Here is an 11,673-nt window from a genome sequence, read left to right on the forward strand (position 1 = left end):
TTCGCGGTTATCCCGCCCAACGCTCAATGCCAATGCCCAACGCTAGGTTACATGCAGCTCGACGACATCCCTGTCGGCCAGCACATAATCTCTGGGAACGGTCTGGCCTTCGAACCTGGCGGAGCCCCAGATGCGGGCGAATTTCAGGCGGGCGGGGAAGTCGCGGTGGATGGCCGCGGCCAGGTCGAGCACGGTGCTTCCGGCCTTCAGGTAGAACGGGGCGGTCATGTCGGCCGGCTTGCCGGGCGTTTTGCCGAAGACCCTGATGATCCCCAGGCTCCGGAAGACCAGGGGGCGCAGGTCTTCCAGGCCCGTGCCTCTGGCCGCCGAGACCGGGATGATCTCCGGGTCGGGCCGCAGCTCCCGGATGACCGCCAGGTTTGACGGGGCATCGGGATGGTCCATCTTGTTGGCGATGACGAGGTACGGTTTGGCAAGCAGTCTCTTCTTGGCCAGGAAATCGAGGCAGGTCTCGAGCTGTTCCAGGCAGTCGGACGCGCCGATGTCGATGACCACGAGGAGCGCGTCGGCGGCCCTCAGGGTCTGCATCATCCCGGGGACCACCCCTTCCTCCGTGAAAGGGGGCGTGTCGACGAGCTGAACGAGAGCCTCTTCGTAGGGCATCATCCCGGCCAGAGGGACGGCGGTGGTGAACGGGTAGTCGGCCACCTTGGCCTTGGCCCGCGTCAGAGCGCAGATCAGGGCCGACTTGCCGGTGTTGGGGAAGCCGAAGAGGACGGCCTGGCCGGCACCCTGGCGCTCAACGTAAAAGGGGTCGGCTCCGCCGGTTTTGCTTTTCCTTTTTTGCTCCTGTTCTTCCCGCAGTTTGGACAGGCGGCGCTTGAGATCGGCCTGGAGCTTTTCAGTCCCCTTGTGCTTGGGGATCACGGCCAGCATCTCCTGCAAGGCCTCGATCTTTTCCTCCGTCGTGGTGGCCGCCTTGAATGCCTCTTCCGCAGCGTAGTACTGCGGCGTCAGATTCGCCGGCATTTGACCGCACCTCGCCCCAATCGGCTGACTGATCTTTCAATCACCATTTTACCGGTTCGGCCTCGGGACGTATACTTAATTTAGTCGTCGGTCGTCGGTCGTCAGTCGTCGGACCCGAAGGAATTCGCTGCAATCAGGGTCAGGCCTTCCTGACGCCTTAAGAGGGATCGGTATTGGACAAGGTGATCGTCAGCGCCAAAAAGATAAGCGATGTAACAGGATATGATGTGGCCATTGCGGACCCGGAAGCAACCGTCCAGGATTACCTCAACGCCTTGAACGAGGCCATTGAAAACCTGGGGCTCCACCGGGGCCGCGCCCGCCGCAGGACGTGCAAGGGTTGTGACCTGTGCTGCGCCGAACGGCTTCCCCTCACCGTCATCGACGTCCTGCGGCTCAGGGCGGAAACCGCACCGGACGCCGCCCTTAACGCGTGGCTTGAGCGTTATGCCCACGTGCTGGCGGAGGGCCCGGTAGTGGACATCACGATGAGCCGACCTATTGACGGGCGCTGTTGCCTGCTGGACAGGGCTAGCCGGACTTGCCGCCTTTACAGCGCGCGCCCGCTGGTGTGCCAGACCTTCATCTGCAGCCCTCAGACCAAACGGGCCAGGCGGCTGCGAGATCTGATAGTCAACAAGGGGGAGGACCAATTAGTGAGGGAATGGCTGCTCGAAGCCCGCAGGACCGGTAGCGATCCCGTTATCCATGAGGGTTACAACGCGGCGCCCCGTCTGAAAGATTACCCGCCGACGCCGTTCGAGGGCAAAGAGAAATACAGTCAAATCCTGCTGAGGGATATATGCCCCCCGGGCTTGTGGAAGGAACTGACGCTTCGCTTGTAGGGTGTGGTGCAGGGTGGTATTCTGTAGACCAGGGGTGAAAACAACTTCGATTGGAGTGAACTTCAGCCATGTTGATCGGTCTGGTGGGGCTGCCCCTGGCAGGCAAGACGACTCTTTTTAACCTGTTGACCGGGTCGGATTTGCCCACAGGTCCTTTTTCGGGAGGCGGCGTCAACACCGGCATGGCCGACGTGCCGGACAGGAGGATCGACTACCTGTCGTCGCTGTACAAGCCGCGCAAAACGGTATATGCCCGGATCCAGTTTAAGGACATTCCCGGCGTGCAGAGCGGGGCCGGACCCGGGGCTGCCGGCAAATTTCTGGAAGAGGTCCGCACCGCCGACTTGTTGGTCCAGGTTGTGCGCGCGTTTGCGTCGGATGAGGTGCCTCACATCTCCGGCACGGTGGACCCGATGAGGGACGTGGCGGATTTTCAAACGGAACTGCTCCTGGCCGACATGGGCGTTATCGAGAGACGTATCGAGCGTATCAAGGGCGGGAAGAAGCCGCCCAAGACGGCCGCCGTCGAGCTGGACGTGCTGCAGCGCTACCTTGCGGCGCTTGAGGCCGAGCGGCCGGTAAGCAGCGTTGAGCTTTCCGAGGAAGAGGCCGAGGTCATGACGGTTTATAATTTCCTGACCGAAAAGCCGGTGATCCTGGCCGTCAACCTGGACGAAGAACAGCTGCGTTCGGGAACGTACCCCCGACGGGACGAACTGAAGGCCTACGCGGGCGAAAGGGGTTTCCCGGTCGTAGAAGTCAGTGCCCAGGTGGAAAAAGAGATCAACGAACTCCTCCCTGAAGACAGGGCGGAGTTTATGGCTGATCTCGGGCTTTCCGAATCGGGACTGGCGCGTTTGGCCCGCGTGGCCTACGACTACCTTGGCCTGATTTCCTTTTTCACAGTCGGCGAGGATGAGGTCCGTGCCTGGACCATACGCAAGGGGACAGCGGCTCGGAGGGCTGCCGGAAAGGTACACTCGGACATTGAGCGCGGGTTCATCAGGGCCGAGGTCTTCCACTACGACGACCTCTACGAGCTGGGCAGCCCGGCCAAGGTCAAGGAGAAGGGCCTGTTTCGTCTGGAAGGCAAGGAGTATGTGGTGAAGGACGGGGACATCATCAACTTCCGCTTTAACGTCTAGAAGAGTGCTGCAAAAGCCAAGACACTGGTTTTGGTACAGACGTCTTTCAGGATACGACCGTCCTTTGGAAGTTACCCTTAAGACCGCTCAAAAAGAGGTCCGAGGCAAGAGGTCAGAGGTCGGTTACGGGAAGCGATCGCTTCGCGATTGCAAGTCTATAATCCTTAGCAATCGCTCTGCGGATTTCATCCTGGCATCCGACATCCTTTTTGCCAGGCGCAGTTTTTCAGCGGTCTCCTAGGGCGTGGCAGAATCCTGAAGGCGGGGTGAGAAAATCGTAAAGAAGAAAACGATCTGCGGTTCCGTCAGGAGAAGCTGGACCCGCAAACCGGGGACCCAGGTCGTGCCGAACAAGAAAAAATACACCCGCAAGCGCGACAAAGAAGTCCTTAGGAAAGAGAAGGACCTGTCGGGCGACGACGACAGGTCCTTCTCTTTCTAATGCCAAAGAACGCCAAGGGTGCTAAGAGGAAAAGTAACGGGATTAGGAATTCAACCGCCAAGGTCGCCAAGAACGCCAAGGGGAACCTGGATGGTATTCTGAGTTTAACCCAAGGCATCATAGGTTTCAAAAATCCTTTGGCCTGGCTTCTTGGACTCTCGGCGATCATTGTCGTTTTAGATATTTCCTGGCGTCTTGGCGGTTATTGCTTAATGCTCCTCCGGCCTCCGACTTCCGACCTCCGTTGAACAGCCCGGTGCAATTCGCCTTAGCGAGTTGCTTCGCGTCCGACTTCCGACTTCCGACTTCCGACCTCCTTCATGGTCGGTCTCCCCGCGACAGTATCAATTCGGCGGCCTTTTTCTGCGATGCGGCCGCCTCGCCGACCGCTCTCCCCATGATGGTGCGCAGGGTGTTGTCCATGATCTCGGTCTGAATCAAAGCATAGGCCAAAGCTGCCATCCGGGCGTCCTTTTCATAATCCTGCAGCATGTCCATATCGGTAAACTTCATCACTAAAGTCACTCCCTGGTCATGCTCTCGTAGTAGTCTTGAAGAAGAAGCTTGGATTTTTGCAGTTTTTTGCTTTCTTCCCTGAAAAAGTCGGCGATCTCTTTGTTTTCGCAATTACCGGCGTAAAAATCGCACTTGCGTGCGGCGACCTCCGTTTCGCTAATCACCTTGACCAGATAAGCTCCTTCCTTGATTCTCTGCACCGTGGTAGGGTCGAACTCTCTTAATTCCGGTTGATTTCGGTTGATGAGCTGAAAGAGATTAAACAATGGCGAACCCTCCTCGCGATAATTAGGTTGTTCAACGGGTGTGTCATTTATTCGGGCCGGTAATTCTCTTCTTTTGCATAAACGGGCGCCGAGGCTGGAAGCATGAAAATGGAATAAACGATAAAGGATGGATTTTTCATGCTCCTGGTTCTCGTGCGAACAATCATCCTTTTTGCGGCCGTCGTGCTCGTCCTGCGCCTGACCGGCAAGCGGGAGGTGGGACAACTCCAGCCCTTCGAACTGGTGGTCATCATCATGCTTTCCGAACTGGCCTCGATTCCCATCGCCGACACCGATCTGCCGCTGATCAACGGCCTGGTGCCCATCTTCACCCTGCTGGTCGCCCAGGTGCTCCTGTCCTACGCCTCGTTGAAGAGCGAGCGGGCGCGCGGTATCATTTGCGGCAGGCCCAGCATCCTGATCGCGAACGGCAAAATCATGGAAAAGGAAATGTCGAGCATTCGCTACAACATCAACGACTTGCTGGAGCAGCTAAGAGCCAAGAACGTCCCGAACATCGCCGACGTGGAATTCGCCATCCTGGAGACAAACGGTAAGCTTTCCGTGATTCCCAAGTCGCAAAAACGCCCCGTCTGCCCTGAGGATTTGAATATCCCGACGTCATACGAAGGACTGCCCACGACCCTGATCATCGACGGCAACGTCCTTGAGAAAAACCTGAAGCAGATCAATGTCGATACGGGTTGGCTACGGAGCGAACTGGCCAAGTTCGGCATCCAGGATCTAAAAAGAGTCCTTTTCGCCAGCCTGGACACCAACGGGAAGCTGTTCTACCAGGTTAAGTCGTAGCATGCTGCATAGGGAAGCCGGATGCCGGAAGTCTGATGTCAGACCCGAGAAAACCCGTAAGGTCTTTCGTTTGGATCATACTCTGTGATCGTGGAGCGATCACTTCCCGTTCAGACCTCTGACCTCTGGCTTCAGACATCCTTATTGCGAGGGATCAAGGATTGCGTATTGTAGTAACGCTGCTCGTCATCCTGGCCATGGTCATTGGCGCCGGTGTATGGATGGTTCAGGCGCTGGATAAGACGGCTGACGACCTCGTCAAAAGAATAGACCAGATTGAAGCGCAGGTCCGCCAGGAAAAGTGGGACGAGGCCGAACGCACTTTGGCCGGCGTGCGCTCGCGCTGGGCGGAAATGAAGAGGTGGTGGGCGGTTTTCCTCGATCACCAGGAAATCGACAACATCGACTTCACCCTTGTCCGCATTGGGGAATACCTCTGGGCGGAGGACGAAGAGCTGGCGCTTGGCGAGGCGGCGGCGCTGAAAGAAATGGTTAGGCACATTCCTGAGAAGGAAGCCGTGACTCTGGAGAATATTCTTTAGCTTGGACTTAGGACTTAAGACGTAAGACGTAAGGATTTTAAAAAAGGAATTTGGCCGTGGGCCAAATTCCGACCAAATATCTTATGTCCTATGTCCTACTTCCTAATTGCGGCCGATCAGCATTGCCAGGACCGCGTCGCGCATTTCCTCCGGTTCTACGACCCTCGGGTGCAGAACGGGCTTCTTGTCCAGGTCCCGCAGCGCCGGCGGGACGCTCAATCCCGTGGCTTCCGCCAGCATTGACAGCAGTTCGAACTCGCTCTTGCCCGCAACCGTGTCTTCGCCCAGGATGGCCCTGGCCACGCTGGCGTTGAACTTAAACGGGCTGGCCGTGCTGACGATGACCGTCCAGGTCCCGTCGCCCGTCTCTTCCTTGTACCGCTCGTAGACCGCCTTGCCCACGGCGGTGTGGGTGTCGAGGACGTATCCCGTATCCTCGTGCACCTTGCGGATCGTTTTCAGGGTCTCGTCGTCGCTGGCCCAGTCCGACCAGAAGAGTTCGGTGATCCTGTACCGCGTACTCCTGTCCACGTCGTAGCGGCCTTTGTCGCGCAGATCGCTCATCCACCCGGATACCTTCTCGGCGTCGTGGCCGGTCAGCTCGTAGAGCAGGCGCTCGAGGTTGGACGAAACCAGGATGTCCATCGAGGGCGAAATGGTTTTTTCAAATCTGCGGTTCTTGTCGTAAGTGCCGGTGCGGATGAAGTCGGTCAGAACGTTGTTCGTGTTGGCGGCGCAGATCAGCCTGCGCACCGGCAGGCCCATCCGGCGGGCGTAGAACCCGGCCAGGATGTTGCCGAAGTTGCCCGTGGGCACCACGAAGTTGATCTGTTCGCCGGGCGCGATAACCCCGTTTTTAAGAAGATCGGCGTAAGCGGAGAAGTAATAGGCGATCTGGGGAACCAGCCGGCCCCAGTTGATGGAGTTGGCCGACGAGAATTTAAAGTTGTGTTCGGCGAGCTTTTTCACCGTTTCTGGGTCGGTGAAGATGGCCTTCACGCCGGTCTGGGCGTCGTCGAAATTGCCCCGCACGGCGAAAACGCCGACGTTGCCTCCCTCCTGGGTGATCATCTGCAGCTTCTGCACTTCACTGACGCCCTGGTTAGGGAAGAACACGATGATCCTGGTCTTGGGGACGTCCCGGAAACCTTCCAGCGCGGCCTTGCCCGTGTCTCCCGAGGTGGCCACCAGGATGACGATGTCGAACGGCTCGCCGGTCTTGGTCATGGAGCGCTGGAGCAGGTGGGGCAGAATCTGCAGGGCCATGTCCTTGAAGGCCAGCGTCGGCCCGTGCCACAGCTCCAGGTAATGGTCTCCTCCGGCGGTGCGCACGAGCGGGGCGATGGCGGGCGTATCGAATTTCGGCGCGCGGTAGGCGTTCGCCACGCACTCCCTGATTTCGCCGGCCGTAAAGTCGGTGAGGTAAGGCGCCAGCACGGTCGCGGCCCGGTCCTGGTAGCTCATCCCGGCCATAGCCGCTATCTGTTCCAGGGAGAAGCGGACCCTGCTGTCGGGCACGAAAAGGCCACCGTCGCCGGCGATCCCCTGCTTGATGGCCTCGGCCGAGGTTAAGCCCTTCTGGCCGCCCCTGGTGCTTTCGTATAACATGGTGCTTCCTCCCGGCGGCGACCGTCAAAAACCGCTCATTTTTAGACGGTCGGCGTTTTGCGTTGTGGTGGTGAACTTAATGATAAGCTCATTAAAACATCATGTTATACGGTTAGTAAAGAGGGGAACAGCAAAAGCCCTCCAGTAACCCCTCAATGATGGGGGTCAATGCCGAGGCTCGCCACGCGCAGGGCCGTTCCCGCCGCCCGGTTGAGGTGCCGCAGTCGGGCGAGCGTCTCGGGAGATATATGCTCTTCGAGGCTGATTTGGGCCAGGGTTTCGCCCATCTGCCAGATGAACTTCTGGGCCTCCTTAACGTACTCCCGGACGAGGGCCACGTCGGCGATTCCCTCTTCATCCTCCCGGTTCATTAGGTTGACGCCCAAAAGGTTGATCCACTTCGTGCCCATCTTCTTTCTCCCCGCCTTTTTGGGATTCGAAGCTAGTGTAGGCAGCCCACGGCGTGTTTATAGATGGCCCTAATTTTTTTAGTACGCTCTGTAATACCATAGTTTGCCAATTTAGTACCCCGGTCCTATGCAAACAGGATCATCTGCTCATCCCTTCCTGCCGTACTTAGCCTAAAATGGAACAAACAATCAAGTTCCGGTAATCCTCCTCTAAAATGTTATGACTTTCCTATGCCTGGGACGTTACATCTCGGGGGGGCGGGTTATGATTTACGGCTACCACGCTGAGGACAACGGGACAAAGCCCAAAACGCTGTTCTGGCTTGCGGTGATGGTTGTATTGCTGGCTTGTCTTATTTCGTGCGTAAAAGGCAGTGACGGGCTTGCATTTTCCGCCCCTGCTGCCGGCGCCGAGCAGCAGGACTATCCCATTGTGAGTTCTCGAAGTCCATGTTAGGATAGCCCGAAAACGCTATCTTTTGGGTACGCCCCTTGGTCGGAAAGCGCCCTTGTAGCTACCGACGTGCCCTTTTTTGAGCCCACCCGGAGGAGGTTTGGAGCACATTGAGTAAAATCCTGGTGCCAACGGACGGTTCGGATTACGCGCTGCGGGCGGCGCAGTACGCCGCCGGGTTGTGCAAGAACAACCCGGAAATGCGGGTCACCGTTTTTCACGTCCACAACCTGTTCCCGGATTACGTCTTTGATACTCCGCTGATCCCTTCGGTTCCGGTTTTCGCCGAGGAACAGGCGAAGGCCATTATTGACCGCACGGTCGCGGTTTTCAGGGAGGCCGGAGTCGAGGTCGAGACGTTGGTCGGCAAAGGCGACCCGGGACGGGAGATCGCCAAGAAGGCCAGGGAAGGGCGATACGACCAGATCATTATGGGGACACGCGGGGCGGGAGCCTTGGGCGGGCTGGTCTTCGGCAGCGTGGCGCAGAAAGTGGTGCAGTTTGCCGAATGCCCGGTCACCCTCGTTAAATAGCATTGAGCACTAAGCATTAAGTATTGAGATAGTTGAAGGGATTCGGCTTTACCGAATCTCTTCTGTTTATCCCAGTACCCAGCGCTCAGCGCCATTATAGGCTTTCGAGTTTGGATAGTTTGTCCATGGGTCCGAAGACGAGCAGCGTGTCGCGGGGGAGGAAGACTTCCCCGGGGTCCGGCGGATGGATCAGCTTGCCCTCGCGGATGATGGCGAGAACCTGGATGCTGTAGTCTTCGCGGAGCCGGGAGTCTTTGAGGGCCTTGTGTACCAGGGAAGACCCTTCGGACACGTTGATTTCCTCCATCGCCAGGCTGATGTTGCTGCGGTCGAAGAGGGTCTGAATGAACTCCACGCTGGCCGGTTTGAGGGCCGCAAGGGCCATGCGGTCTCCGGCGATGGCCGCCGGGGAGACGACGGTATGGGCGCCGGCCCGGCGCAGACGCTGTTCGCCTTCGGGCCGGTGAACCCTGGCGACAACGATGATGCCGGGGTTGAGGTCCTTGCAGGTGATGGTGATGAAGACGTTTCCGGCGTCCTCGGGCAGGGCGGTGATCACGGAGCGCGCCCGCAGTATGCCGGCGTCGAGAAGCGTCTTTTCATCGGTGGCGTCCCCCGTAACGGTCAGGGCGCCCATGTCCTGAAGTTCCTTGACCCTTTCAGGGTCCTTTTCGATGACCACAAACGGCGCCCGCTCGTGGAGGAGTTGCTCGACGACGGCCTTGCCGACCCTGCCTCCCCCGCAAACCACGACGTGGTTTTTAAGGTAGCTGATTTTCTTCTCCATCTTTCGCTTCCCCCAGACGTTCGTAAGTTTCCCCTCGAGCAAGACGGACACAAAAACCGACATCAGGTAGGTGAAAAGGGTAAACCCCCACACCACCAGTATGACAGAGACGATCTTGCCGGCTCCGGTGCGCGGGACGAGGTCGCCGTAGCCGATGGTCAGGACGGTGACGACGGAAAGCCACAGCCCGTCGACAATGCTTAGATTTTCATAAACAGCGAGCAGCGCCCCTCCGGCCACGACCACCACTATAAAAGCTATCGACACGATGAGGAAAGTCCGTTTTGCCGACAAACATCTACACCTCAGGACAAGTATAGAGCTTACGGTTTTGTTTGGCTAGTCAGCTCTTGTACAACACCGGAAGATATACAGTATTGCTTACGGTGTTGCTTACGTTCCCCCGGCCGCGTTGGAGGCCGTCTTTGGCCGAGCAGGGCCAGGCTTGCAAGTCGTGTTATTTTCAGAATACTTTCCCTATTGCGAAAACTTGTGAAAGGTTGCACTTAATTGTATAGTGTATACAATCTAAGTTAAGGGACGCTCCCGCATCATCTTTGGGAGGTGATCACGTGCAGATCTTCTACGTTGTAATGGCGGCAATGATTGCCTACGTGGTCGTCTATTGTCTGGCTTGCTACCGGGTTTACTTCCGGCCGGAGCGCCCGGGTGTGAAGCCTGCCCAGCCCGCTAAAGCCCAGCCCTCGATAGGCCTTTTAAACGTAACGTTGGATCAAAGCGTAAAAACTTGTTAATCAGTAGACTGTTTCGCACTTCGCGATCGAGAGCCGGGCACACTCAGCACTAAGCTATCAGCACTCAGAAGCCGGCTACGCCAGCGCGCTCAGCGCTAAGCTGTCGGCACTCGGATTTACTTACTGTCAGCACGGGGCTTGGTTTAACCCTTATCTGAATGCTGAACGCCGAATGCCGTTTCGGGGACGGGATTTTTTTGACTTAACAACGTCGACTCATGGGTGCCTTGCTGTATGAGGCGCCCTTTGTTTTATTTCCGCCAGAAGCCGGGGTTAAAGAGGACGAGAACGGTGAAGAGCTCGAGGCGGCCGAGGAGCATGCAAAGGGACAGCAGGAGTTGCCCCGCGGCGGGAATGCCCGCATAGTTGGTCATCGGGCCGACGACGCCCAGGCCGGGGCCGACGTTGCCCAGGGTAGCCGCCACCGCGGTCAGCGCGCTGATAAAGTCGAGACCGATGCCTGCCATAAAGAACACTGCGCCGATAAAAATGCCGATGTAAAGAATAAAGAAGGCCTGCACGCTATCGGTGACCTCGGAGGGAACGACGGCCCGCCCGATGCGCACCGGGATCACGGCCTGCGGGTGGATCAGTTTCTGCAGTTGCCTGATCCCCAGTTTCCACAGCACCATCATCCTGATCACTTTTATACCGCCCCCGGTTGACCCGGAGCAGGCCCCGACGAACATCAGAATGACTAAAATCATGCGGCTGAAATCAGGCCACCGGTCGAAGTCGGCCGTGGCGAAACCGGTGGTCGTGATGACGGACGAGACCTGAAAGAGCGCCTGGCGTATCGCTGTACCGGGCTCAAGGTCCATCAGCATGGCCAGGTTGACGCTGATGAAGATCACGGAGGCGAGAACGATGCCCAGGTAAACCTGTGTCTCCCGGTCCTTCCAGACGGCTTGAGGCTTACCCTGCATGGCCCGGATGTGCAGGGCAAAGTTTATCCCGCACAAAAGCATGAAGAAAACGATGATCAGTTCGACGGCAAGGCTGTTGTAAGCCCCCACGCTGAGGTTTTTGTTGGAGAATCCGCCGGTCGCCACCGTCCCGAAGGTGTGAATGAAACTGTCAAACCACGGCATGCCGGCGATGCGCAGGGCCAGGATCTCCAGGAGAGTAAGAACCAGGTATATTTTATACAGCTCACGGGAGGTCTGGGCGACACGCGGGAGAACCTTGCTCTTGGTAGGCCCGGTGACCTCGGCCCGGAAAAACTGCATTCCGGCGATACGCAACGAAGGAATGAGGGCGACTACGAGGACGACCGTTCCGACGCCGCCGAGCCAGTGGGTAAGGCTGCGCCAGAAGAGAATGCCCTTCGGCAGGGCCTCCACGTCGGGAATTACGGATGCGCCCGTGGTGGTGAAGCCGGACATGGTTTCAAAGAAGGCGGCCACGGGATGGGGGATGGCCCCGCTGAGGATGAAGGGCAGCGATCCGAAAAGCGCCGTCGTCAGCCAGCCGAGGGCGGCGACGGCGAACCCTTCCCGGTAGCCGACGTCCTGGTAGTTCACCTTGCGGGTGGCCAGGGCCGCTCCGGCAAGGGCCGTGACAGCAAAAG

Annotated in this window: 13 protein-coding genes; 6 read left to right on the top strand and 7 right to left on the bottom strand. The window is 57.9% G+C overall.

Features of this window, described 5'->3' with window-relative positions; all coding sequences use genetic code 11:
* Positions 1–42: 42 nt before the first annotated feature.
* Positions 43–990 carry a GTPase gene (locus tag ACPV0M_RS12425; protein WP_425620926.1) on the bottom strand — a complete coding sequence of 316 codons (948 nt, stop codon included), beginning with the start codon at positions 988–990 and terminating at the stop codon, positions 43–45.
* A 182-nt stretch (positions 991–1,172) separates the two neighbouring features.
* Between ACPV0M_RS12425 and ACPV0M_RS12430 the strand changes: the two genes are divergently transcribed.
* Positions 1,173–1,835, top strand: coding sequence for a YkgJ family cysteine cluster protein (locus ACPV0M_RS12430; RefSeq protein ID WP_425622214.1), 663 nt, complete (start codon positions 1,173–1,175; stop codon positions 1,833–1,835).
* 68 nt (positions 1,836–1,903) lie between these two features.
* Positions 1,904–2,980 (top strand): redox-regulated ATPase YchF, encoded by a 1,077-nt coding sequence (gene ychF / locus ACPV0M_RS12435; RefSeq protein ID WP_425620927.1) that lies wholly within the window; start codon positions 1,904–1,906, stop codon positions 2,978–2,980.
* A gap of 760 nt (positions 2,981–3,740) precedes the next feature.
* On the opposite strand, the gene ACPV0M_RS12440 is transcribed toward ychF, so the two are convergent.
* Together ACPV0M_RS12440 and ACPV0M_RS12445 are read right to left on the bottom strand one after the other, a co-directional pair.
* Positions 3,741–3,935, bottom strand: coding sequence for a hypothetical protein (locus ACPV0M_RS12440; protein WP_425622215.1), 195 nt, complete (start codon positions 3,933–3,935; stop codon positions 3,741–3,743).
* 8 nt (positions 3,936–3,943) lie between these two features.
* Positions 3,944–4,204: a hypothetical protein gene (locus ACPV0M_RS12445; RefSeq protein ID WP_425620928.1), complete on the bottom strand. Its 261-nt coding sequence runs from the start codon at positions 4,202–4,204 to the stop codon at positions 3,944–3,946.
* A 138-nt stretch (positions 4,205–4,342) separates the two neighbouring features.
* On the opposite strand from ACPV0M_RS12445, the gene ACPV0M_RS12450 reads away from it, so the two are divergent.
* On the top strand, positions 4,343–5,014 hold the full coding sequence (locus ACPV0M_RS12450; RefSeq protein WP_425620929.1) for a YetF domain-containing protein: 672 nt from the start codon (positions 4,343–4,345) through the stop codon (positions 5,012–5,014).
* Between the two features lie 161 nt (positions 5,015–5,175).
* Positions 5,176–5,556 (top strand): DUF4363 family protein, encoded by a 381-nt coding sequence (locus ACPV0M_RS12455; protein ID WP_425620930.1) that lies wholly within the window; start codon positions 5,176–5,178, stop codon positions 5,554–5,556.
* A 102-nt stretch (positions 5,557–5,658) separates the two neighbouring features.
* Here ACPV0M_RS12455 and thrC read toward each other — a convergent pair whose 3' ends face one another.
* Together thrC and ACPV0M_RS12465 are read right to left on the bottom strand one after the other, a co-directional pair.
* Positions 5,659–7,164 carry a threonine synthase gene (gene thrC, locus ACPV0M_RS12460; RefSeq protein ID WP_425620931.1) on the bottom strand — a complete coding sequence of 502 codons (1,506 nt, stop codon included), beginning with the start codon at positions 7,162–7,164 and terminating at the stop codon, positions 5,659–5,661.
* A gap of 152 nt (positions 7,165–7,316) precedes the next feature.
* Positions 7,317–7,574, bottom strand: coding sequence for a hypothetical protein (locus ACPV0M_RS12465; RefSeq protein ID WP_425620932.1), 258 nt, complete (start codon positions 7,572–7,574; stop codon positions 7,317–7,319).
* Positions 7,575–7,839: 265 nt separating this feature from the next.
* On the opposite strand from ACPV0M_RS12465, the gene ACPV0M_RS12470 reads away from it, so the two are divergent.
* Both ACPV0M_RS12470 and ACPV0M_RS12475 read left to right on the top strand, forming a co-directional pair.
* Entirely contained in the window at positions 7,840–8,031 is a 192-nt protein-coding gene (locus tag ACPV0M_RS12470; protein ID WP_425620933.1) for a hypothetical protein, read from the top strand.
* A gap of 107 nt (positions 8,032–8,138) precedes the next feature.
* Entirely contained in the window at positions 8,139–8,561 is a 423-nt protein-coding gene (locus ACPV0M_RS12475; RefSeq protein ID WP_425620934.1) for a universal stress protein, read from the top strand.
* Between the two features lie 94 nt (positions 8,562–8,655).
* Here the strand turns inward: ACPV0M_RS12475 and ACPV0M_RS12480 are convergent, their stop codons facing one another.
* A complete protein-coding gene (locus ACPV0M_RS12480; protein ID WP_425620935.1) occupies positions 8,656–9,642 on the bottom strand; it encodes a potassium channel family protein in 987 nt (328 codons plus the stop codon).
* A 712-nt stretch (positions 9,643–10,354) separates the two neighbouring features.
* Positions 10,355–11,626 carry a TrkH family potassium uptake protein gene (locus ACPV0M_RS12485; protein ID WP_425620936.1) on the bottom strand — a complete coding sequence of 424 codons (1,272 nt, stop codon included), beginning with the start codon at positions 11,624–11,626 and terminating at the stop codon, positions 10,355–10,357.
* Between the last annotated feature and the right edge of the window lie 47 nt (positions 11,627–11,673).

It is taken from the genome of Desulfosceptrum tomskiensis (genome assembly GCF_049818055.1).
Lineage (GTDB): Bacteria > Bacillota > Desulfotomaculia > Desulfotomaculales > JASEER01 > JBFLVT01.